This window comes from Wolbachia endosymbiont (group B) of Chorthippus parallelus (assembly GCF_947251815.1).
In the GTDB taxonomy this organism is placed as follows: domain Bacteria; phylum Pseudomonadota; class Alphaproteobacteria; order Rickettsiales; family Anaplasmataceae; genus Wolbachia.
In genome coordinates, this window is record NZ_OX366390.1 from 1,403,921 (window position 1) to 1,429,388 (window position 25,468).

At 33.0% G+C, this 25,468-nt stretch carries 16 protein-coding genes and 4 pseudogenes; 16 read left to right on the top strand and 4 right to left on the bottom strand.

The window, feature by feature from the left end; genetic code table 11:
- Position 1: 1 nt before the first annotated feature.
- Positions 2–1,204, bottom strand: coding sequence for an ankyrin repeat domain-containing protein (locus OPS21_RS06330; RefSeq protein WP_264336635.1), 1,203 nt, complete (start codon positions 1,202–1,204; stop codon positions 2–4).
- A 484-nt stretch (positions 1,205–1,688) separates the two neighbouring features.
- Here OPS21_RS06330 and OPS21_RS06335 point away from each other — a divergent pair, with 484 nt between their 5' ends.
- From OPS21_RS06335 to OPS21_RS06395, 13 genes and pseudogenes are all read left to right on the top strand, one after another.
- Entirely contained in the window at positions 1,689–2,654 is a 966-nt protein-coding gene (locus OPS21_RS06335) for an IS110 family RNA-guided transposase (RefSeq protein WP_264336314.1), read from the top strand.
- A 201-nt stretch (positions 2,655–2,855) separates the two neighbouring features.
- Positions 2,856–3,587, top strand: a pseudogene (locus OPS21_RS06340) (IS110 family RNA-guided transposase); the annotation flags it as partial.
- Positions 3,588–3,658: 71 nt separating this feature from the next.
- Positions 3,659–4,758 (top strand): annotated as a pseudogene (locus OPS21_RS06345) (IS3 family transposase).
- A 200-nt stretch (positions 4,759–4,958) separates the two neighbouring features.
- On the top strand, positions 4,959–5,330 hold the full coding sequence (locus OPS21_RS06350) for a head decoration protein (RefSeq protein WP_208571546.1): 372 nt from the start codon (positions 4,959–4,961) through the stop codon (positions 5,328–5,330).
- A gap of 38 nt (positions 5,331–5,368) precedes the next feature.
- Positions 5,369–6,373, top strand: coding sequence for a major capsid protein (locus OPS21_RS06355; RefSeq protein WP_265027615.1), 1,005 nt, complete (start codon positions 5,369–5,371; stop codon positions 6,371–6,373).
- Between the two features lie 96 nt (positions 6,374–6,469).
- Entirely contained in the window at positions 6,470–6,787 is a 318-nt protein-coding gene (locus tag OPS21_RS06360; RefSeq protein WP_264336637.1) for a head-tail joining protein, read from the top strand.
- Between the two features lie 19 nt (positions 6,788–6,806).
- The gene (locus OPS21_RS06365; protein ID WP_405197036.1) at positions 6,807–7,283 is read left to right on the top strand and encodes a phage tail protein; all 477 of its coding nucleotides are present in this window, start codon (positions 6,807–6,809) and stop codon (positions 7,281–7,283) included.
- Between the two features lie 9 nt (positions 7,284–7,292).
- Positions 7,293–7,775: a hypothetical protein gene (locus OPS21_RS06370; RefSeq protein ID WP_264336638.1), complete on the top strand. Its 483-nt coding sequence runs from the start codon at positions 7,293–7,295 to the stop codon at positions 7,773–7,775.
- Positions 7,762–8,226 carry a phage baseplate assembly protein V gene (locus OPS21_RS06375; protein ID WP_264336639.1) on the top strand — a complete coding sequence of 155 codons (465 nt, stop codon included), beginning with the start codon at positions 7,762–7,764 and terminating at the stop codon, positions 8,224–8,226. Before OPS21_RS06370 ends, OPS21_RS06375 begins: the two co-directional genes overlap by 14 nt.
- On the top strand, positions 8,223–8,477 hold the full coding sequence (locus tag OPS21_RS06380; protein WP_253303131.1) for a PAAR domain-containing protein: 255 nt from the start codon (positions 8,223–8,225) through the stop codon (positions 8,475–8,477). The genes OPS21_RS06375 and OPS21_RS06380 overlap by 4 nt, the downstream gene beginning before the upstream one ends.
- Before the next feature lie 2 nt (positions 8,478–8,479).
- A complete protein-coding gene (locus OPS21_RS06385; RefSeq protein WP_264336640.1) occupies positions 8,480–8,815 on the top strand; it encodes a GPW/gp25 family protein in 336 nt (111 codons plus the stop codon).
- Positions 8,816–8,817: 2 nt separating this feature from the next.
- Entirely contained in the window at positions 8,818–9,612 is a 795-nt protein-coding gene (locus OPS21_RS06390; RefSeq protein WP_264336641.1) for a baseplate assembly protein, read from the top strand.
- Positions 9,612–9,944 (top strand): annotated as a pseudogene (locus OPS21_RS06395) (phage tail protein); the annotation flags it as partial. The gene OPS21_RS06390 and the pseudogene OPS21_RS06395, both read left to right, overlap by 1 nt.
- Positions 9,945–9,959: 15 nt before the next feature.
- On the opposite strand, the gene OPS21_RS06400 reads toward OPS21_RS06395, so the two are convergent.
- Together OPS21_RS06400 and OPS21_RS06405 are read right to left on the bottom strand one after the other, a co-directional pair.
- Positions 9,960–10,856, bottom strand: coding sequence for a DUF4670 domain-containing protein (locus tag OPS21_RS06400; RefSeq protein ID WP_264336642.1), 897 nt, complete (start codon positions 10,854–10,856; stop codon positions 9,960–9,962).
- Between the two features lie 234 nt (positions 10,857–11,090).
- A pseudogene (locus OPS21_RS06405) lies at positions 11,091–12,190 on the bottom strand (IS3 family transposase).
- 60 nt (positions 12,191–12,250) lie between these two features.
- Between OPS21_RS06405 and OPS21_RS06410 the strand changes: the two are divergent.
- Positions 12,251–13,729: a recombinase family protein gene (locus tag OPS21_RS06410; protein ID WP_264336643.1), complete on the top strand. Its 1,479-nt coding sequence runs from the start codon at positions 12,251–12,253 to the stop codon at positions 13,727–13,729.
- Between the two features lie 192 nt (positions 13,730–13,921).
- Here the strand turns inward: OPS21_RS06410 and OPS21_RS06415 are convergent, their stop codons facing one another.
- Positions 13,922–15,637: an ankyrin repeat domain-containing protein gene (locus tag OPS21_RS06415; protein WP_265027616.1), complete on the bottom strand. Its 1,716-nt coding sequence runs from the start codon at positions 15,635–15,637 to the stop codon at positions 13,922–13,924.
- 643 nt (positions 15,638–16,280) lie between these two features.
- On the opposite strand from OPS21_RS06415, the gene OPS21_RS06420 reads away from it, so the two are divergent.
- Together OPS21_RS06420 and OPS21_RS06425 are read left to right on the top strand one after the other, a co-directional pair.
- On the top strand, positions 16,281–17,624 hold the full coding sequence (locus OPS21_RS06420) for a hypothetical protein (protein WP_265027617.1): 1,344 nt from the start codon (positions 16,281–16,283) through the stop codon (positions 17,622–17,624).
- Between the two features lie 22 nt (positions 17,625–17,646).
- Entirely contained in the window at positions 17,647–25,155 is a 7,509-nt protein-coding gene (locus OPS21_RS06425) for an ankyrin repeat domain-containing protein (RefSeq protein WP_265027618.1), read from the top strand.
- Positions 25,156–25,468 lie beyond the last annotated feature (313 nt).

Here is a 25,468-nt window from a genome sequence, read left to right on the forward strand (position 1 = left end):
CTTATCTTTTTATGAAGTGTTGAGCTTCAATTTGTACATTATTTATTTTTATAGCTACAGTTTTATCTGTTGTACTGGAATTTATGAATGACTGTTCTTTTTTTTGTAGCCTATTTTTGGACAATATCTCTCTTATTTTTTTAATATTGCTCTCTCTTTCTTCTCGAGTCGGTAATGTTGCAGTATAAGACTGATTTTCACGCAGCTTTATATAAGAATGCTCTTTACCACCAAATTTATAATTTCCAGTCATATTTTGTATAATTATCTGGACCTTTTCATAACTATAACTAAGCAGATCATTAGGCTTGTTTCCGTAATAATCGACAGCATTTAAATCAGCTCCTTTATCCAATAATTTTTGTATTAGCTCAGGAGAGTCGCCCCTCAGGCATGCTATATGTAAAGGTGTCATACCGCTGCCGAGGTGAATACAATTTATATCAAGATCTTCTCTTTCTAGTAATTTATTTATAATGTTTTTTTGTAATGAAGGTTGAAGGCCTTTATGGTCAGTGTTCTCGTGATTGTAGCCTTTGGTTATAGAAAGAAGAATAGGATTATTTCCATACTGTAGGTTATACTTATTAATGTTTTTGGTTCTCTTAATTAGATGTTCAATTCTTTTGCTATTTGAATTTGATATATCCAGCATAAGCTGAGTATTGTTACCTAGAACAGCTCTAATACCACCACCAATAAAGCGAGGCATATCATCTTTCTCTGAAGGTAGCAATTCAATAACGTTATTGCTCTGCAAGCGACATATTACTAATCCAAGATCTCCGCCAGTTATCGCGAATTTTTGATAACTTTGAGGAGATTCAAACTCTCTAACAAGCTTAAGTTCCCCTTCTTCCTGTGAATAGCAAATCTCTTTGTATTTGCTAAATTTCAGTTTATTTTGTATAAAATATTGGAGGGTATGGGCCACAAGTTCTCCATTCTCTTTAGAATAGTATATTCTGTACACATAGTACATTCCCTTCCTTACTAATTCACACATATCATGATAATCTTGGTAACCTTCTCTAATAATCTGATCAATTTTTTCTTTATGTGCACCAAATTCATGATTTTGCAACGAAAGATGTTTATACAATATTTCTTTAAACTTCTTTTCATCTAACTTTGATGATGGCTCTGTAAAGTATTTTAATGCAGGTGAAGCGTTTTTTATGAGCTGTTTCACAATTTCATTCATAGTTACTTCCTAATTAATTTTGTTCCCTCTTCAATCAAGCATAGTAAGATTTCCAAGGTTTTTATTATCAGCTAAAGCCTCTGCTCCTTCGTTTTCTTTAACATGCTTACTGAAATTCATTTTTACCTTGCCAATATAATCTAGTTTATATTTTAACATAAATTGTTAAAATTGTCAACTTTATTAATATATTAATCAAGGAATATTATTCTTTGCAGAAGACACTAGGTGTTTTAGTACCACAATAAATTGAATTATTTACCTTCTTATATGTTAAAAACAAGTCTTTATAAATGTTATAGAATGGCAATATAAGGACATATGGAGAAGAGGAACCGTTTCCCTTCTTGGTTATAAGAACCGTTTTTGAGCAAGGTTCTCTTCTCTGTTTTATATACTGAAAGTTCCGAACAACTGATTGAGCTTTTAGGCTCGTATATAAGGGTGGAAAATGCAGTATTCAATATTATTTTATGGAGGAATTATGAATTCACCAAATACTATTGCTGGCATTGATGTTAGCAAAACTAAACTAGACATCCACATTCATCCACTTGGTTATTATAAAACGTTTGAAAATAACGTACAAGCTATTGATCAAGTGCTCGACTTTCTACACTTGCATAATGTAACAAAAGTTGGATTAGAAGCTACTGGTGGATACGAAAAACTATGCGCTTACACTTTACTAAGCAATGGTTTTGAAGTATATGTCATTCAACCTAGATGGGTTAGAGATTACGCAAAAAGCCTTGGTATTAGTACTAAAACTGATAAAATAGACTGTAGTATCATCTCACGTTATATTAATAATACAGACATGCGTGTTACTCCTTTAAATGTTAATAATACTGATTGTTTGAAGCAAAAACTATCTCGCAGAAATCAACTAGTGGAAATGGCAAAGATACAGAAAACCCAAGCTCACCAGATAACCGATGTATCCATAATCAAACAAATAGAAGAATTGCTTGTAATTTTGCAAAATCAAATTCAAATCTTGGAAGATGAAATGATGGTATTAATTGATCAAAGTCAAGAGCTTAAAAAAAAATACATGTCAATAACTAGTATACCAGGTGCCGGTAAAACCTTGGCTATTACTATGATCTGTTACATGCCAGAACTAGGAATTCTTAAACATAAAGAAATATCTAGCCTTTCTGGAATTGCGCCATTTAATCGAGACAGCGGTTTTAGTAAAGGAAAAAGGTGTATTCAAGGCGGTAGATCACAAATTAGAACAGTTTTGTATATGTGTATCCTTAGTGCACAAAGGTACAATTCTTATATAAAAATCTTCTTTGATAGACTATATGATCAATACAAAAAACCATATAAAGTTGCTTCTACTGCTGCCATGAGAAAATTACTTATTCTTGCTAACTCTTTAGTAAGAGATGGTAGAGTGTTCACTAAGGAATATAGTCCTAATTCTGCTTTTATCTAGTACTAGCGTAGCTGTGAATAAATACGTCCACACAACTTTAAGTATTTATTCACAGCTACATCAATTTTTCTATTGACTTTTAACACAACTGCTCAAAAGTATAGGCTGGACGGTATCGTAGAAAAACCTAAATGGTTCTAATTCTGTATTCACAAGGTAAGCCTTACTTTTCATTCTAAATGGTAACGTATGGGGTTATATATGATCAACAACTTTTTAGGTATAGACATTTCAAAAGAACACTTTGATGTTTCTCTCTCATTCATAAGTAAAAAAGGAAAACGTGAAGCAAGGAAAAGAAAATTTAAAAACGATGATATTGGGTTTCAAGGTCTGCTGAGCTTTTTACAAAAACATAATGTAGAAGAAGTAAAAGCCTGTATGGAATTCACTGGTTGTTATGGCGAAGCTTTGGCTGAATTCCTTCACAACGCTGGATATTTTGTTAGTGTTGTGAACCCAGCTTGCATAAGCTTTTATGCAAAAAGTAAGCTTGCACGGCAGAAGAATGACCAGTCTGATGCAGAAATTATTGCAGATTATTGTCAGAGACAGGAACCTTCTCGTTGGACACCACCTTCCCCTGAAAAGAAAAAACTAAAACATCTTTATCGTTGCTCAGATGCGTTAAAGAATGAGCTAACATTAGTAAACAATCATTTAGAAAAGAAAGAGAGACTGCCTGAAGAAGTTGTAAATGTTTGGGAAAACCTTGCAACAAGTATAGAGCAATCAATAGAAACAATAAAAAACTCCATACGTGAACTATTAAAACAACACAAAGAATTGTTGGAAGATTTTCAACTCTTATTAACTATTCCAGGAATAGGAGAGGAATCAGCAATAGCTATTTTAGCTGAAATTCCTGATATAAAGGCTTTCATAAATGCAAGGCAATTGGCAGCATATGCAGGAACCATACCAAAAAATATAATATAATGCACCCCATAAACTAGACCAAAAAAAAATGGTTGATCCGAGTAGGAAGGTAAAGGGGTAAAAGTATGGCAACAAAAAAATATGAACCAGAGTTAAAAGCAAAGATAGCTTTGGAAGCAATAAAAAATCAAAAAAGCACATCTGAGATATGTAGTGAATATAAAATACCATCAACAAATCTATATGATTGGCGTGATAGAGTATTGGCAAGGTTAAAAGACCTATTTGTTGAAGAAAGTGAAAGTGCGAGAAAACAAAGAATCTTAGCGCAAGAAATAGAAAGTTTACATAAAGTAATAGGAGAATTGACAGTGGAAAATAGTTATTTGAAAAAAAAATTACTGAAATAAGCAAAAAAGATAGAGTAAGGTTTATAGAAAAAGATTCTGATCTATCAATTAGGAAACAGGCTGATTTACTGGGGATTTGCAGATCTAGCCTATATTATAGGCATATAATTAATAACGAAAGTGAAATTTGATTCAAGAAGTATATTTGGCTTCTGATTGCCGTTATGGATATCGTAAAATTACTGCTGAAATCATAGCGAGTGGAGTAGTAGTCAATCACAAAAAAATCTTAAGAATTATGAAAAAAATGAAGATTAGTGGGCTGTATTGTAGAAAAAGATGTAATACAAGTATTAAAGAAAAAAAGCATAAAATATATCCTTATTTACTCAAAGATTTGATTATTTGTAGAGTTAATCAGGTATGGGCTACTATATATTATGGTAGAAGGTAAGTTTGTCTATTTTGTGGCAATAATGGACTTGTATAGTCGCTATATTATTGCTCATTCATTATCACCATATCTCGATGCTGGATTTTGCCTTTATACTCTCAAAGAAGCTCTAAAACAAGGTAAACCTGAGATTTTTAATAGTGATCAAGGAGTGCAGTTTACTAGCTACAACTTTATTATGGAATTAGAGCGTGCTAATATTAAAATTAGTATGGATCATAAAGGACGTTGCTTCGACAATATATTTGTTGAGCGTTTATGGAGAACTTTAAAGCAAGAAGCTATATATTATTATAGACCAAATAGTATCAGAGATTTGAATCTTATAATAAACGATTTTGTTGGTTGGTATAACTATAAAAGGCGACATCAGACTCTACATTATAAAGTTCCTGCTGATCTTTATTATCATAAACAGTAAATGAATATATTGATAAATACTTTAAATGTGTGTCGACGTATTTATCAACATATTCATTTTAAAAATCGGATCACTTTGAAAAAAATGGTCTAGACAAATGGGTGCATTATAATCAAGTATTTAAGTTTTTTTATAACCGTCGGGTACAACAACTACAAACATGGCGGTAAACTAAAGGGAAAAAAAGGAGAAAAGAAAATATGACATGTATAACTGAACAAAATAATCTAGGTGACTTATTAAAGTATGAGGCATCAAGTCTATATTCAAGAGATCAAATAACAGTAGCTAAAGGTCAAAATCTTAAGCTTGGTGCAGTAGTTGCCAAAAAGACGGAAGATGGTTTTATTAGAGTACTTAATCCCACTGGAACAGACGGCACACAAACAGCAATAGGTGCAATAGTAAGTGATGTAAATGCGACAGAAAATGCCAAAGCAGTAATTATTACTCGTGGTGCAATACTAGCAGATCATGCAGTTGTGTGGCCAGCAAATATCACTGAAGAACAGAAAGCTGAAGCAATAAAGCAACTTGAAGGACGGGGGATCATTATCCGCAAGGGAGCTTAAAAAAAACTATTAAAAACACAAAAGGGGGGAAATAAAAAATGCAAAATCCATTTACAAATACAGCATTTAGCATGACGGTACTAACAAATGCGATAAATATATTGCCGATAAATTATGGACGAGTTGAAAATTTAAATTTGTTTCCAAGTAGGTCAGTAAGATTTAGACATATTACCATAGAAGAGCAAAATGGAGTATTAAGTTTACTACCAACTCAGTTACCCGGAGCGCCAGCAACAGTAGGAAAAAGAGGAAAAAGAAAGGTAAGAACATTTACGATTCCACATATTCCACATGATGATGTAGTGTTACCAGAGGAAGTACAGGGAATAAGGGCATTTGGATCAGAGAGTGAACTTAAAGCGCTTGCAGATGTAATAACTGATCATTTGCAGCTAATGAGAAACAAACATGCAATAACATTAGAGCATTTGCGAATGGGAGCGCTAAAAGGAATAATTTTAGATGCTGATGGGTCAGAATTATTAAATCTGTACAACGAATTTGAAATAACACCAAAAGTAGTAAATTTTGCCCTTGGAACAGCAACAACAGATGTAAAACGTAAGTGTTTGGAGGTATTGCGACATATTGAGGATAACTTAAGTGGTGAATATATGACGGGAATTCATGCCTTGGTAAGCCCTGAGTTTTTTGATGCACTAACTTCGCATAGTAAAGTGAAAGAAGCATACGAGAGATGGCAAGAAGGAGCAGCGCTTCGAAATGATATGAGGTCAGGATTTACGTTTTGTGGTATAACATTTGAGGAATATAGAGGGCAAGCAACTGACCCTGAAGGAACAGTAAGAAGATTTATAGAAAAAGATACAGGGCACTGTTTTCCACTAGGAACAGCAAGTACATTTACAACATATTTTGCACCAGCAGACTTTAATGAAACAGTAAATACTCTTGGACAGCCACTCTATGCAAAACAAGAGCCAAGAAGATTTGATAGAGGAACTGATTTACATACGCAGTCGAATCCATTGCCAATGTGCCATAGACCTGGCGTATTAGTAAAAGTCGCTATAGCATAACATACTGGTAGAGTAATTACAAGTTGGTGAGGCACAGAACGACTCTACCGGTATGCGCTTTCTTAGCATGTAAAGGTTAGTATATCAAAAAGAAATATGCAAGAGAATATTAAGCGATTATTGGAGGATTGTTTTAAGCATCTAGGAGTGGAAGCCATATATTGTAATCGAAATAAGGAGGGTATTCGTAGAATAAAAGTGCTAATAAAACGTCCTGAGACTACGTACTCTCTAGGTACAGATGGAGCATTAACTCAGCAAATTGCTTCTGTAGAAATACGTGATCAGGACGTTACTTCCTTTAGCATAGGCGATTATATCAAGATTGAAAAAAGGTTCTACAAGATTTTTGAACCACCGTTAAAAGATTCTTCGAGTGAAATATGGAAAATTGAAGCAATAGAAAGTGTTTGATATTAAAATTAGTAACAATATTAATGAAATAATCTCCAATATTGAAAGAAAAGAGCAGAAAATAAAACTGACAGCTATAAAAGCGCTGAACAAAACAGCAATATGGTTAAAGGGACAAGCAGCTAAGGAAATCAGTGAGGAAAAGAAGATAAAATTAAGTTTGATAAGAAAGAGATTAAGAATTTTTAAGGCGAAAACTAGCAGATTAGAAGTGTTAATTAGAGCAAATCTCTATGACATTAGAGCATCGGCAATTGGCAAAATACAAAAAACAAGAAGAGGATCGAAAGTAGGAAAGCATGAGTTTATAGGAGGATTTGCAGCAGTTATGCCAAAAGGAAATAGCGGTATTTTTAAACGTGAAGGAAGAGCAGCATTACCAATAAAGGAAGTTAAGTTGCCACTAGAACCTGAGGCTTCAAGGATAATAGGGAATCTTGTTAATTATGAAGTTGAAAAGGTATTTGAAAAATATTTTATACATTACATGAGTTAAATTATATGCATGACAAAGTTCTGGAAAGATTTACATCAAGCAATTTGCAGCACACTGAAGGAAGAAATACCGTCTATACAGACATGTGAAATTTATCCAGCAATAAGAAAAGAATTATTAGCGCCAGCGGTATTTGTAGAGCTTGTGAGTTTAGAATCGGGAAAAGATCCTGGAACAGAGGAATTAGCGCTGAAAGCAAGATTTGAAGCACGAATTGTGATTGATAGCACAATAGAAAATGCAGCTATTATTGTCAGAACATTAGCAGCAGAAGTAGCAAGAGTAGTGAATAAAAATACTTGGAACGTGGAAAATGTTTCACCAGGAGAATTTATATCAGGAGGAGGAGATGATTTTAGGCCAGAACTTGATGCATATTTAGTGTGGTTGATTGAATGGGTCCACTATCTGCATGTGGGAGAATCAGTCTGGTTAGAGGGAAAAATTAAGCCACATACAATAAACGTAAGAAATATAAATGTTGGATCATAGTTTTGCGATTTCAGAGCTGAATAGGAAGCTAGCAAACGTTATTCGTATAGGAATTGTAAAAGAAATAGATTATGAAAAAGCAAAAGTAAGAGTGAAAATAGGAGAATTTTTAACAGATTATTTACCGTGGATAACAAGTAAAGCAAGAAAAGATAGAGATTGGTCTCCTCCAGATATCGATGAACAAGTGATGGTATTTTCTCCTCTTGGTGAACTATCATTAGGAGTGGTATTAGGAGGAATATATCAGGAAAAATACCATGCACCAGAGAATAAAAAAGAAATAAATAGTGTGAAGTTTCAAGATGGAACAAGATTGTTATATGATAAGGAAAAACATCATTTAGAGATTGAAGTATTAGACAAAATAACACTGAAAGCTGGGGAATCGAGAATAGAAATGACAAAAAGTGGAATAAAACTGAAAGCAGAAAGGATCGACTTAAATTGAACAAAGGAATAGTGAGGTTAGGAGACTACTGTGGAGAAGCTATACCACATTTCTGCATTAGTGGGAGTAACAATGTTTTTGTAAACGGTAAGTCAATATGCAGACAAGGAGACAATTTTAGTGAAGGAAGAGCATTAACTGAAGGATCAAAAACAGTGTTTGCAAATGGTCTTAGTGTAGGAAGAGTAGGAGATATAGTTTCATGTGGTTTTAAAGTAATAAAAGGCAGTGAAAGCGTTTTTGCAAAATAGAAATGAAGGGTATGGATGCTAAAACAGGAAAAGCGTTAGAAGGAATAGAGCACTTAAAGCAATCGATAATTGATATACTGACCACTCCAGTAAACAGTAGAATAATGAGGAGAGATTATGGGTCAAGATTATTTGAATTGGTGGATAAGCCAATAAATAGAAATTTAACACTTGAGATATATGCAGCAACAGGAGAAGCTTTGGAAAAATGGGAAAAGAGATTTAAGTTAGAAAAAGTAAAAGTTGAAGGAGTAAAAGAAGGGAGAGTAACATTGAATTTAGAAGGTGTCTATCTTTCAGAAGGCAAGTTCATAAATATTAGTGGAGTAGTTGTTTAGAAATGCAGACACCTAATATTATTGAAAAGCTAAGTTATGAAGAAATCTTTTCGAGAATGAAGGAAGAATTGGTCCGTAGGGATGAAACCTTTTCAGGATTAGTAGAGTCGGATCCAGCAATAAAGATTCTGGAGGTAGCAGCATGGAGAGAACTTTTGCTTAGAGAAAGAATAAATGAAACAGTAAAGAGTAACTTACTTAAATTTGCGACAGGAGAAGATCTTGATAATTTGGCTGAGTTTTACGGAGTGGAGAGGCAGAAAGAAGAAGAGGATGAAAGATTTAGAAAGAAGGTAAAAGCAAAAATAAAAGGCTGGAGCACATGTGGGAGCAAGGAGTATTATAGGTATTATGCACTGTCAGCAGATAGTAGAGTAAAAGATGCATTAGTAGAATCACCTATACCAGGGAAAGTACAGATCTCGATTTTATCAACACAATTATCCACAACTGGCATAGCATTAGAAGAGCTACTTGAAATTGTAAGAAAGCAAGTTACTAGAGATGATATAAGGGTTTTAACCGATACAGTAACAGTAATTGGCTGCAATATTATGGAAATAGATATCCACAGCAGAATCAGCACGAATTATATAATATCAGAGGAAGAAATCAAGAAGCAGTTTATTGAGAAATTTGAATTAGCAAAAAGATTAGGGTGGAGTGTAACAAGATCTTGGATAATAGCGAATCTATTTGTAGATGGTGTAAAAAATGTGGAATTAATCGAGCCAAGAGAGGATGTTGTGGTGCTAGGTAACGAGTGTGCAAATTTGCGAAATTTAAAGATTGAGTAATGCTATTGCCCCCAAACGCAACAAAGGAAGAGCAAGCATTAGTAGAAGCAATCGACTACAAAGTTAATCCAAGTTGCATAAGAGGGTTTAAATTTAGATTAGAAGAAAGAATATTACCTTGGCTAATTGAGGAATATGAATTGGGGGAAATATTACGCTGGGTAAAAGATAGAAGAAAAGCCATAGTAGAAGGAGTAAAATTTCAGCGTTTAAGAGGAACCCCAGCATCACTCAAAATAGCACTAAAATGGGCAAATATAGAAGATATTACAATTATCGAAGAACCACCTGGCAAGCACTTCTTTGAGCTGCAGATAGGTATAAACACAATAGCTTCATAATACACCTCATTCAATTAGTTGTTGTGATTTCAATCTTGCAGTTGTAATTTTAGAAGAATTTTCAATATACTTTTTTAACTCTAGTTCTTGTGCTAGACTTATAGATATCCAGAACTTTGGACCAATACGTCGTGCATCAACAAACTTACGTTTAATCCAACAACGTACTATGTCATGACTAACGTTAAATTTTTTTGCAACTTGTTTCACTGATAACTCTTCTTCAGATTTTTGATTACATAGTGCTGGAATCTTATGTTTATATCGAATCCCTTGCATACCGCTTATAGTAAAAGGATTACCTTTATTTGTTATAAGTCCCTCTTGGTTTAATAAATTAACAATTTGCTCATCAGTCATTGTTGTTGATAGTTGTCTTATTCGATCAATTATATCTTCCGAATGCCGCCACCTATCACAAATTTTTTGTGGTAATTGCACTTCTAAGTCCTCCGTAGCATTCGTTTGCCAACGTATATGTAGTACTGCCTTTTGCTCATTACGTAATCTTTCAACAGTGATATCTTTAATTAAAAGTCGCAAAATACGCTTTCGATCTCTTGCACTTGTTGATTCTGCATTCCATAAGTGTGGTAAATCTTGAGCTAGTGCCAGTACTTGCTCCTTTTGTTGTTTTGTAGCTATAAGTACATCTTTTTTCCTATATTCATCATATTGCCTCTGTGCCTCTTCTAATGCTATTAGAGCTTCATTCCAACGTTTCTCCAGAGTTGCAGCTACTAGGCGATTTGATGGATCAACTTCTTCATAACGCCTTTGTGCCAATTGCACTTCATAATCTGCTCTTTTTATCTGCATTTGCCATTGTCTATCTAACATGTGACCTCGTTGTTCTAGTTCTTCAAATGCTTTTACGGCAATCTCAATTTGTGCAGGTTCCATGATCTCCAATACTCTTTTTACAATAGCTATCTCCAAAGGATTTCCAGGAATAGGAGAACAATTTTTTTTGCCTGCTCCCCATTTCTCTCTCGTCTGTCCTCTATAAACAACACCATTTTTTCCTATAATGCACCCATTTGTCTAGACCATTTTTTTCAAAGTGATCCGATTTTTAAAATGAATATGTTGATAAATACGTCGACACACATTTAAAGTATTTATCAATATATTCATTTACTGTTTATGATAATAAAGATCAGCAGGAACTTTATAATGTAGAGTCTGATGTCGCCTTTTATAGTTATACCAACCAACAAAATCGTTTATTATAAGATTCAAATCTCTGATACTATTTGGTCTATAATAATATATAGCTTCTTGCTTTAAAGTTCTCCATAAACGCTCAACAAATATATTGTCGAAGCAACGTCCTTTATGATCCATACTAATTTTAATATTAGCACGCTCTAATTCCATAATAAAGTTGTAGCTAGTAAACTGCACTCCTTGATCACTATTAAAAATCTCAGGTTTACCTTGTTTTAGAGCTTCTTTGAGAGTATAAAGGCAAAATCCAGCATCGAGATATGGTGATAATGAATGAGCAATAATATAGCGACTATACAAGTCCATTATTGCCACAAAATAGACAAACTTACCTTCTACCATAATATATAGTAGCCCATACCTGATTAACTCTACAAATAATCAAATCTTTGAGTAAATAAGGATATATTTTATGCTTTTTTTCTTTAATACTTGTATTACATCTTTTTCTACAATACAGCCCACTAATCTTCATTTTTTTCATAATTCTTAAGATTTTTTTGTGATTGACTACTACTCCACTCGCTATGATTTCAGCAGTAATTTTACGATATCCATAACGGCAATCAGAAGCCAAATATACTTCTTGAATCAAATTTCACTTTCGTTATTAATTATATGCCTATAATATAGGCTAGATCTGCAAATCCCCAGTAAATCAGCCTGTTTCCTAATTGATAGATCAGAATCTTTTTCTATAAACCTTACTCTATCTTTTTTGCTTATTTCAGTAATTTTTTTTTCAAATAACTATTTTCCACTGTCAATTCTCCTATTACTTTATGTAAACTTTCTATTTCTTGCGCTAAGATTCTTTGTTTTCTCGCACTTTCACTTTCTTCAACAAATAGGTCTTTTAACCTTGCCAATACTCTATCACGCCAATCATATAGATTTGTTGATGGTATTTTATATTCACTACATATCTCAGATGTGCTTTTTTGATTTTTTATTGCTTCCAAAGCTATCTTTGCTTTTAACTCTGGTTCATATTTTTTTGTTGCCATACTTTTACCCCTTTACCTTCCTACTCGGATCAACCATTTTTTTTTGGTCTAGTTTATGGGGTGCATTATACTAGGAAGTCAAATGAAGACGGGTTAGAGCAGAAGTTTAACAGTTTAGATGCGCAACGAGTAGCATGTGAGAAGTACGTAAAGAGCAAAGAAGGCTGGGTAGCATTGGCCAAAAGGTACGATGATGGAGGTTTCTCAGGAAAAAACTTAGAAAGACCAGCGATAAAGGAATTATTTGAAGATGTTAAAGGAGGAGAGATAGACTGTGTAGTAGTATATACGCTCGATAGGCTCTCAAGAGAAACAAAAGATAGCATCGAAGTTACATCATTTTTTAGAAGACATAGAGTAAATTTTGTAGCAGTAACGCAAATATTTGACAATAATACGCCAATGGGAAAATTTGTGCAAACAGTGTTATCAGGAGCAGCACAACTAGAAAGAGAAATGATAGTAGAGAGAGTAAAAAATAAAATAGCAACATCAAAGGAGCAGGGGTTATGGATGGGTGGAACTTTACCGCTTGGATATGATGTAAAGGATAAAGAATTAATAATAAATGAGAAAGAAGCAAAAGTGGTAAGTTATATATTTGAAAGATATTTGGAGCTGAAGTCAATGGCAGAGTTGGCAAGAGAGTTAAATAGAGAAGATTACAGAACAAAATCAGATATCTTTAAAAAAGCGACGGTGAGAAGAATAATAACAAATCCAATATATATGGGAAAGATCAGACATTATGAGAAAGAGTATGAAGGAAAGCATGAAGCAATAATAGAGGAAGAAAAATGGCAAAAAGCACAAGAATTAATAAGGAATCAGCCATATAGAAAAGCAAAATATGAGGAAGCGCTGCTTAGGGGAATAATTAAGTGCAAGAGCTGTAGTGTAAATATGACGCTGACGTATGCAAAAAAAGAGAATAAAAGGTACCGATATTACGTATGCAATAATCATTTAAGAGGAAAGAATTGTGAATCAGTAAACCGAACAGTAGTAGCAGGAGAAGTGGAAAAAGAAGTAATGAAGAGAGCAGAATATTTATATGAAAAATGGAAAGAAAAGACCGAAGAAAAATGGAAAAATTTAAGTTTTAGAAGACAGAAAGAAGTAGTGAAAAAGTTAATAAAGGGAGTAATGATGAGAGAGGATGGAATAGAGGTGCATTCTGAATCAGAGGAAAAATTTATACCAATAAAAAAGAAAGGAAATAAATGCACAGTAGTAGAACCAGAAGGAAAAACAAATAATGCGCTACTGAAAGCAGTGGTGAGAGCCCATTCGTGGAAACGGCAACTAGAAGAAGGAAAATATAGAAGTGTGAAAGAGCTAAGTATCAAAATTAATATAGGTACAAGACGTATACAGCAAATTTTAAGATTAAATTATTTAGCTCCGAAAATTAAAGAAGACGTAGTAAATGGGAGACAACCAAGAGGCTTGAAGCTAGTTGATTTGAGAGAAATGCCGATGCTGTGGAGTGAGCAACTAGAGAGGTTTTACGGATTTAAGCAAGCTGTCTGTCAATAAAAAATGAGATAATTTCTTTAGAATAATCTTAAATTATTAAATTTCTCTATAATTCTTTTATGGAAAGATTGGTAAATTTAACACTTCCACTAAATTGGATAAATTGATTGCAAAAAAATAAGATTTTCAATAAGTTGCTTGTATAATTGGCCTTTCATAGGTAAAAAAAGCCAACCCTTCTGCTATTTCTCCTTACCTTGAGTTATAATTCTGCTCTTGATTCACTACAACTTTAGCAATGTCGATATTTTTAAGTGAGTCTGAAGGCTTATTAAAATAGTGTATAATGCTACTAGCTAATAAGCAAAAAGCTCCAGCTTCTATTCCCATTTCTGAGGCAATATTAGGTATTGCAAGTGTAAAAGCATCTACAACAGACCTCTTAATCTCTTGTTTTCTATCATTGTTATTGCGTGCGCCTTTAGCCTTATTGATCAAAATATGAGCATATTCTGGATATTGCTTTTTTAAACTCTCTTCATTATCAAATTCATTACGTACATTTTCATTTTTCTCCCATATGCCAAGCATTTTATTAACGTCGTTTTCTCTTAAAAAGTTATATAATGGCTCATTTCTTTCTTTAATCATTTGAACTTCTTTTTTACAATTCCGAAGATGCTGTAAATAATTGTTATTCCTTTCTTCTGAAGCATTTATAAATTGTAAATTGTCTTTACTAACATATGAATCAATAGCTTTTAATTTTGCTATGTGCTTTACTATTGAATTAACAATTACTTCATGCTTCCATCTATGGGCCAAGAACAATGAAGTATCATCATGTTTGTCAGTGATATTAATGTCAGCTCCATTTTCTAACAGAGCTTCGACTATCTCTAAACGATCTATAAAAGCAGTTTTAACTGTATCTAAATGACCTCTAAAAATAGCTTTATGTAAGGGAGTATTGCCATAATTGTCAGTGACATTAACATCAGCTTCTGTTTTTAACAGAGCTTGAACTATCTTTAAATGGCCACCAGTAGCAGCACTGTGTAAGGGAGTATCGCCGTTACTGTTTTTCACCTTAACATCAGCTCCGTTTTCTAATAGAGCTTCAACTATATCTAAATGACCTCTAAAAATAGCTTTATGTAAGGGAGTATTGCCATAATTGTCAGCTACATTAACATCAGCTTCTGTTTTTAACAGAGCTTGAACTATCTTTAAATGACCACCAGTAGCAGCACTGTGTAAGGGAGTATCGCCATTACTATTTTCTACATTAACATCAGCTCCGTTTTCTAATAGAGCATTAACTATATCTAAATAACCTCTAACAGTAGCTCCATGTAAAGGAGTATCGCCATACTTGCAAATTACATTAACATCAGCTTTCTTTTTTAACAGAGCTTTGACTATCTTTAAATGACCTCTAATAGCAGCTTTATATAAGAGAGTATTGCCATGCTTGTAAGTTACATTAACATCAGCTCCGTTTTCTATAAGACATTCACTTATCTCTAAATAACCTCTAACAACAGCTTCATGTAAAGGAGTATCGCCATTATTGTTTTTTACCTTAACATTGGCTTTATTTTTTATAAGATATTGAACTATATCTAAGTGACCCCAAAAAGCAGCTTGATGTAAGGGAGTATCGCCATTACTATTTTCTACATTAACATCAGCTCCATTTTTTATTAATAGAGCTTGAGCTATGTCTAAGCAGCCATTTGAAATAGCCATATGTGACAACGTCGACTTGTAAGAAGGTAAATCTGGTGATACATCAAACAGATGATCTACATAAAAGCCTTTTTGTTCCCAATTTTTATATGTATCTTCATCTTGTTCTTTTAATTTTCCTTTTATTTGTTCAAGTATATCACCTTTGTTTGGGATTACTGCATCTAGTATTTCTTTCCACTGTTCTAATGCTAAAGTCATAACTTTTTTATTCAAAGAGTATAGTTTAATTATTAGCTATTTCTACGAAAAAATCAAGAGTTATGTATTTTTTTATACTTTATATAAGATTGTTAATATCGACTTTAGCTTCAGAAACATACTGCAAATTAGCTTCATAAAAGTTTTAATTATTGACTCTCTTCAAAATTGCAAAAGTACATATACTTGTGAGAACTTGTTCGGTAAAAACAGGTTTATGAAACAAAAAGGCGAAACCTTTGCAACAAAGCTAGACAAAACAATTCATATGTAAACTTAGCGAAAGTAAGCCAATATAGATGATTTTAGCGTGTAGTAAGATTATTATAAGCAAAAGTTCGTATGTATCGTTTGGTAGACCATTCCATCCCAAAAAAACTTGTTCTCACGTACGGTAGTTTTGAGCGCTGGAAATGGTTATTTTATTTGAGATATTAATAATATATTTTGTTAAATTAATACTAGTTCATTTTAGAATAGTAATTAAGGTAGATTTATAAAAAACAGAATTTAAAAGCAAATAAAAGGCCTTATATTGAGCCTATTAAGAGCCTTTTGCCTAAAACTACTTTGGGTTAGAAAATTTTTCTAAAATAGTAATTGACAAAGTTTTAAAGGTAGAGCAACATGCCTAGAATATAATAGAGGCTAATTCATTATGGTACTCGAGAGAGTTAAGGGTCAAAGCATTTTTTCATTCATTGTAAGGGAGGTAATTATGGATCGTGGAGATATTCCGGAAGTTTTGTTTTCATCTGTTAAAGAGGATGATCCTTATAGGGCATCTAAGCTCCTCCAAATTGAACGCTGGTGCTATACACATTCGAAGATAATTGAAAGAAGTGGTCAAAAAGGACACAATCTTATTGCACAAGTGTTATCTGATGAGGAGTCTTGGGAGGAAGTAGGAGGATTACATGGAGTCAAGCTTAATAGACGCGAGGTAGGTAAAAGGCTTACTACACTACCAGATTCAGATAATGCTTTTGGCAGGGCAAGTAGATACAAAATTGCATGTGAGTGTTGTTTGGAGGATGAAATAAGAGCTATCTTTGAGGAAAGAAAAGAGGAATTGTCTGCTCAAGGTAATGATAGCTTGCTTGAGTATCATCACTTAATTAGGTGTTGTGGAGAAGGTCCTATAGCACAGTTTTGGTCACATTTTATTAGTGGGTATCTTGATAAATTGGATTTAAGAGGTCGTCATCCATATGAGTATGGGCTTGATTGTGCAGTAGATTGGAAAAAAGTAGAAGCAGTGGAATTCTTTTGGAATAAAATAAAATCATTACCTGAGAGTGAAATGAGTGCAGAAAAGAAAGATAAGATCTTAATGAAAAATGCAATTTATTCAGCAGGACCTAATTTTCGCGTTTACCCTGATATATTCGAGTTCTTCCTTAATCAGATAAATCCTGATAGATATCCAGAGCTTTTGAAAAGAGATTTGGAAAGAAATACTGAATATGCCTCTTTATACAGAATGCTAGAAATGTTTAATTTTGATCTATTTCAGAAGTTATTTGATTTTTTGAAGCCATGCAATATTCCAGAAGATGATTACTATCTCTGGTTAAAATTAATGGTAAAGGAATGCCCAGAGCATTATTTAAGTACAGCTATGGAAATTTTTATACATATATGGACAAGAGAGGGGTTTGATGATCATCGTACTTTGACATTGAGTAAAGAAATGATGAATAACTCTGTTTTTCAAGGGAGATTTTCAGTGCATTTAGTTGAAAAAGGTTTTATGGAGCCAGTATGGGCAATTTTAGATAAAGCTAACTCTGATCAGATTAAGGAGTTTATGTCTTCTGAAAAAGCAAATTATATACGTTCTATATTAGAACAAAGAGATAATCAATCATTAAATAAGTTTTTAGGTTATGGTAAGTTTGCTGATGAAGAACTTGCTCCAAAAAACATATCCGGTCCAAGTGGTGATTTAGCTGAGGTAGAGATTAGTAAACAATCTTATATGGGGTTAGGTGATCATTAAAAAGATCTAAAAGGAGGGTTATATGCCGAACGAAGAAAGACCACAAGATTTTGAATTAATAGAGTTATTAATTCGAGAAGTAGGTTCAAATGTAGCAAGCACCTCAGCTCAGCAAGGAAGTGACTTTGAATCTTTCAAAGCAAGGTTTCAATCATATGTTGATCAGGTTCCTTCGTATTTACATTCAGTAGGTAAAGAAGGATTTTTTCCTCATTTCTTTTTGGGAAGCTTTTCTACTTTGGTAGACACAGAAATTGCGAAAAAGCTGAAGATTAAAAAAATATATTTTAGATTTGATACTCCAGGTACATTAAAAGTAGCTGTTATTAGTAATGATAAAATACAATCTTATGAAGACGTTAAGAAGCATGTAAAATTAATTTCTATTTCAGAGCATAACTCTGATGATAAAAACTGTAAGTTTACTTCAGGTGATCTGGTAGAGATATTGAAGAAGTGTCTTACTCCACCTAAAGGCAAAAGTATACAAGCTGAAGCTCAAGATATAAAAGATGCATTTAAAGGTCCGATAGATTCTGTATTAGAAATGGACTTTAGGTTAATACAGATTTCCAGAAATAATATTAACAAAGAGGGTATTAATGTTGAAGTAATAGATACGAGAGTACTTAATTCTGCTGTTAGCAAAGGTTTTCATGAGGTAAAAGGAGGGTTGTGGAGTAAACCAGAAAGTGATATAGCAAAACTTACTAATTCGAATGCAGGAAAAGTAAAGGAATCTGTTGAAGAAATTCTTAAAAAAGTCAGTAAAATCCACTCTGAATACAAGGATTCACTTATTTACGCTAATCAAGCAAGAGAAGCAGCACATCATGGGTTTTTAGCAGGAGCTCTTGTTAATTTTCGCTATAGACATAATCTTAGAGTTTACCTGGAGCAATTTGCAGGGAGAGGTTATGCTGATATTGTTCTAGTGCCTCGTGGTAAGGATAGGTCATTAAATGCTATTCCTATTATTATAGAGATGAAGGCTGCTACTAAAGCAGAGCTAAAAGAAGGTAAAATAGGGGAAAAGAGTGGAACTACACCAGCTGCTGCTTTAAAACAAGCTGAGGATTATACAAAAGGTTTTCAACCGAATGTAATGAGAGTTTTAACTACTACAAATGACATGCTATGCGTTGGTGTAAACCTTGATCATCCATCTCCTGTTTCGAATATCGTTGCTAAATCACGTGATCAAGAAATCACTCCTCTTTTTAATGAAATATTGATATCTATTGATGGACGAAATAATTGTAGAGTTAATGAAGAGGGGCTGAAAGAGAAAGTTCAGAATAATATAGAACGTATCTATCACACATTTCCTGGTACAGGAGAGAAGGGAGATAATCATTATTTTAGTAGGTTTTTGTTAGGGCAGTCCCTGTTATTAAATGAAGTTCAAGCTTTAGAAAGCAGTTTTAAAAAGTACGTTTTTATTTATGGAGAAAATATACCCACAGAAGCTCAACCTGAACCTAAATCTCAACGTCTTAAAGATCAGAAAAGTAAAGGGCAAGGTGCCGGTCAACCATCTAACTTGGATCAAAGCCATGGAGTTGTGACAATGGTATTTATTCCAAGCAATTCTCAAAAATCAGTTTGTGTAATGAATATTGTTGAATCAGATGGAAAAGCTGAAATATTAAAAAAAGGCATTCCTCTTAATAAACTTGAACAAAAGATAGGAAATAGAAAGATAGTAGAATTAAATCTTAATTTTAATATAAAAGAACAAAAATCAGATTTTAAAAAATATTTTAGTGTTGAAGTTAATGAGCCTATTTCTCTAGGAGAGTATAATGGTAAAAAATCTGATAAGTTTAAAGGTGATTTTAAGAATGTTCCTTACCCTAAGGATTTTAAGAAAACATTTGATGAAGTACTAGTATCTCAGCTTGCTTCTTTACAAGATCAATCTTCATCAATAGGTAAGTACAAGAAGTTATTTGGCAAAGTAGGCGAGGCAATATTACCTTTTAAAGGTTTAATAGAAAAAGAAGCACATACTCAGGCAGTATTGCATGGAGCATTTGACCATTATAGTGATATCAAGCTAGGAGAACCACAACAAGAAGATAGAGCGTTAATATTAACAGAGTTTCAAACAGGTAGGGGAAAACGCATTGATATGCTAGTTCATGGTATTAAGTTTGCAAACCAAGCCAGCAGTGCTAAAGAGTATGATCCGGTAGGATTGGAGGTTAAAGGACCAAGGGAAGGTAAGACAGCTGATGCATTGGTAAAGGAGGCAAATGATCAGATAAATACAGAGTATGTAAAAGGTGTAACTTATAAAACGCTTACAGATGGCAACAAAGTTGCTTTTATGGGTGTTATTTTTGACAAAGGGGCGAGTAATACAAATTCTCTTATTTTAGTAAGTAAAGATGAATTTACTCCTGTTAAGGTAGTTCATAGCTCCATTTTTAGTTTTAGCCAATGTGCAACAAGAAAAAGACGTGATATAGGTATACCATGCATAGATTCACGTGATGAAGAAAAGGTTACAAAGGAAGAAAAAAAGCAACGTGTTAAAGAGCTATTTGATATTGATAATGCTAAGGATTTAACTAATGAAATTGTAGATATAGGTCGTGAGCAAGTGTTTGATATGATAGGCAATGCTGATAGGACTGATGTATATGTAAAAGTAAAAGATAACAATGGTAATGATAAAAAATTGATAATAGGTGATATTATAGAAATGAAGAATGCAGAAAGATATTTTGTAGATGATTATAGTGATGGTATTGAGATCTTAGTAAAAGTAGGCAGAGATAAGGATCGCGTTATAAAAGAAAAAATGAAAGGACAAAATATTGAGTATTATTTAAGCATCGATGGCTATGAAGTAAAATTCGATGATATAATTAAAAATTTTACTACAGATGCAGAAAGAGAGAAAATTCATAATAAATTACATCAACTATCAAATGATAAGCAGTTGTTAGAGAATAAAAAATACATTGAAGATATAGGTGATGTTCAAACTAATCAAGATTACTCTAATATTGTAGAGGAAATTAAACAGAACTTGCTAGCAAAAGGTGTTAGGGAAGATACTTTTGATACGTTTAAAAATCATTTTGATGATCTTGGTGAAAAAGTTTTTGCAGATTATATTAGTAATGTAGAAAGCAGCCTTCAAGAAAAAGGAATTGCATTTGATCGTGATAAATTTGATTCAGCGAAAATAAAAGGAGCAAAAGGTGGAAAGTTTTTTTCCATGATGGCTATATATGACTTGCTTGATAGTATAAGTGATACAGCAACACTTGGACGACATGATAATAATGCTTTAAAGCAAGTATTTGGTATCAATGGTATACTAGATGCTATGGATGATGTTAGGACAAGCGTAAGTATTTCTTCTAATAGTAAAGTAGGAAAATTGATTAGTAAAGTACCACAACCTGTACGTCAAACGTTTGTTAAGATTATCAGTAACCCCATAGTTCAAAGTATTACATTTGCAACTATTGCTTATCAATTTGGATATAGTATAAACGAAATAGCTCAAGGTAATCATTATCCACTAAATTATTATTGGACAGCTAGTAGTGGTGTAAAACTAGCAAGCATGAGCATAAGGCCTGTAAGTGCAGGAGTTAGCTTTACAGTGAAAAGTGTAAGTACAACTACTAAGATTTTAAGAGGATTATCTGCTGCAGGCAAAGTTTTGGGTAGGGCAGCAGTAGTTACTATGGTTGCTGATGTATTAATAACAATTGGTGTAGAAATTCATGAGAGAATAGAGTATACAAAAGCAATAGCAGAACAAGTACCTCTATTACCTGGTGGTGAACAAGCGGAAGTATTTTTTGCAGGGGTAATCAAGTTTTTTACAGGAAGAGATGTAGAAAAAGAATATGAAGACACAATTAGAATAAAAGGTTATTTAACTTACGTAAAAGAAGCAGCTATTAAACTGTTAAATGACAGTTATGACATAGATGCGGTTGTACAATACGTAATCTCCATTGAAGAGAAATATAGTGAGGTGATTAAAAATATGGGTGCACAGGCTATATGTATTATGCCATCACCGTATGGTCCTGAGTGTGCGACGCAGATGAAGTGGACATGTGATTTAGAAAAAAAATATAAAGATATCTCTTTTGACAAGATCAATATAGCCTCTAGTGTAAAAAGAGATTTGTCTTCTATTGATATCTCTAAGATATTGACTATGACACCTTATACTTTGGTTATGAGTGAAGGTTGGGAAAGGTTTATCTGTGGTATAAAGAATAGTCCTCAATGCTATCAAGAGATTGAAGAAAAGAAAGTTTATGTTGTTAATACGGATGCAAAACATATCCCTCATCTAACAAAATACGAGTATGAAAATCTTGGCTTAAGAATTGTAGATGCACCATTAACAAATCCGATACAAAAATCTCAATGCAGCAAAACAATCAATACAAAGCACAAAGGTGACGATGCGTTCGCTCCATGTAACAGTGGCAAAATTTATAGAAATTGTCAAGAGAGCTTTACTCTCTCAGGCGGACCTTTTATCTTTACTAATCCAACAAGAAAAGAGCATAGTAATACAAAAAAGCAAACATTTCCTAGAGGATCAGTATTATATATTTCAGGACCTAAAACATTAACAGCAGCAGCAAATTATCCAGCAGTAATGCATATTCCAGAGGGTAGTAATATACGTTATGTTGGCTCAAAAAATAATGAAACTATTTTTATTATTAATGACTATACGTCTGGTACTCTTGAAGGTGGACCAGGAAAAGAAAATACTCTAATAATGAATGTTAAGGCTAATAATGTCGTTGCAAATTTGCATGGTAGAACTATACGTTATGGTAATAGTAATAACATAAGATTGGTTAACACATATAACTATGTGTCTAATTCTGACAGCAAGCAAAATATCACTACTCACTGTAAAACAAGATTGATTAATGTAAAAAATGCAGAAGTCTGGCAGAATTCATTTAACTGCACAGACAAAGATTATGAAGTTAGAGTAGTTAACAAAGAAAATGTGCATAACAGGGGGTTAAAACAAACAATATTTGTTGTTAATGAAGATAGTGATAATGCTAAGATAGTAAGTGATTTGGGCAGTACAGGAAAAATAAAAGGAAATATTGACATAATAAAGGTTCAAGTTGCTAATATCACACAGTGGGGAATAAGTGAAGATATAGAAAAGGTCGGCTATAGCTTAGATGTTTTAGCTAATAATACACAAAGTATTGTTTCAAGTACTAAAATCAATGATTTTAAAAATCTAGTAATTCAGGTAAATAGCAATGGAATAACAGAGTCTGTTGCAATACAAGATAAGTCTTTGTCTGATACAATAGAAGATATTAGATATCAAGAGCTGAAAAGTTCAGGAAGTGATATTAGTAGAGAGGTAATACAAAATAGTGCAAAAAAGTTAAAAGCATTTATACAAGCAAGTATTCTAGACCAAGAATTACTTGATACTTACCAAATTGCAAAAGATATTGTCAATAACAATAATTTTGACATACCAGTATCTCAAGTAGAAGTTATTAAAAATCACATGGGGGTACCTAGTGAAAAAGTAATAATTGCTAGCATGTACTCAGGTCAAGTCATTGTTGATTTTAGCTATAGTAGCTCTGACGTTACAAGTAGTTATCAGAAATACCTTAATGGTGGACGGAACTATGGTTATGATGACTATCTGATGCTGTGTAATTACTATCAGGACATTACAATAGAAGGAGAGAAAGAGCAACACCAGTATATTATCAAACTACCAGATACATTAAATAGCAAAATTTCATCGTCGCCAATAAGGCTCAATTTAAAAATAAAAAATAAAGCAGTACCTATACCTTATAGTATCATTGATTTTGCTGAGTTAAGTGTAACAGGTATTGATAGTATAAGAATAGAACAAGGTAAAAGGGATTATATAAATGAATGTTATGGCAAATCAATCTCTGACCTTACAGAGGATAGTTTAGAGATACAAGATATTACAATACTTGATAGTAAAGGTACTAAATGGTCTTTATCCATTGGGTTAGTTGATTATTTTAAAAATCCAGAGAATCAACAAATTGTATTACGAATAAACAATGAGCTTTATAAAATCGATAGTGCAAACTTAAAGCTTGAGCATATAAAGATGGATCCTAACTCTTTCAGATATTATCAACCAGAGGAGCAAGGGTTACAGATTTATCATAATCAACCTATTGATAAGAGTGATGTTGGTTTGGTTGATTTTAGAGATAAATCTATATTGGATTTTGATACTAAGATTGTCGATGATAGTTTAGTCTTATTACATAAAAATAACACCCTAGCAAAAATAGAGAATTGGAATGCTTACCAACCAGCAAGGGAAATGATGTTTGCTTTTAATGATGCGATGATTTCTAATTTGAAATGCATAGTTTCTGCTTGTAATTCGGAAGATGTTCTAGAGGACTTTAATAAGGAGAAAGTAACTTTATTAAAGGAGAAAATGTTTGATGCTATAGTGCGAAACAATATCAATGAAGCTAAAGGTTTAATTAGAAAAATTGAAAGTGTGAATACTGCAAGTAAGAATGAATTAACGCCTTTATGTATGGCTATTCAAGGAGGTAGGTTAGATGTAGTAAAAGTTCTTTTTGATAGAAAGGATTTTAGTGTTGAAAATAAGGACACCTACCCTCTGCTCTTAGCTGCTCAGGAAGGTAAGTTGAATATAGCTAAGTTTCTTGTTGATAAAGGTGCTGATATTGGGGCTAAAGGTAATGATGGTAGAACACCTCTGCATGTAGCCGCTTGTAGTGGTGATCTAGATATGGTCAAATTTTTTCTTGATAAGAATGCTAGTATTGAAGCTAAAAGTAACGACCCATATAAGATGATGGGGATAGTTGAAAGTGTAAAGAAGGAAATTATTAATCAAGCAGATACTTCATCTAATGTAAAAAAGTGGGCAAAGTCTTTTATAGAAGAGTTAAGATATTCAATAAAAAGTGTAGCACAAGAGAAGCTAAAGGATGGTGTGTTACATGATCGTTATGGTTCGGTTAATAGACTTGCTAATGAAATTTATAGATCAGATGGAAAGTTGTTTGATGATATAATTAAAGGAGTTATAAATGATGTGTATGGGAAAGTAGATACAAAAAAAATATTAAGTTTTGTACGAAATCATGGTCATATTGATCAGCTTATTTCAGGTTACATAGCTGTGTTTGATGCAATGCAAAAGAGTGGTGATCTAAATGATAATGTAATATTTAAGTTAGCTTATTACATTAAAGAAGCAATGGAAATGGAGAATTATCCTAATGTTCCTTTAGAAAAAAGATCTAACCTTGAGAAACTAAAAGGCAGATTGCCAGAGTCAGTAAAGAATATAGTATTTGCGTCAAAAGTATGTATTAAAAACATTTATCAAAATGAATATTTATATGCTGCTGTTGATTGTTTTAATTATGACACAGAAAGGAGGAGAGCGTTTACTTGGATTCCTGGGAAAAATGATAAACAAGGTGTATGGAAGATCCACTGCCATTAAGTTAAGGGAAAGAGAAGTTAAGATTGGACAAAAAATTTGAAGTGATTGATAATTATGGTAAATACTAGGGTGAATTTTTAAGAAAAGGGAGTCTGAAAAGTGCAAGTTATTTAAAAAAGTAATAATTGCAGGTTATTTTGCAAAGAATGTACTAATGCAATGATACTGAAAAGATATCTTGAATTTAAAACACATGTTTTCTAGCTCTTTTCTGGTAGTTGAGTGAACGAATATCAGATATCTTATGACGATCAACTCTTTATAATGCACCCATTTGTCTAGACCATTTTTTTCAAAGTGATCCGATTTTTAA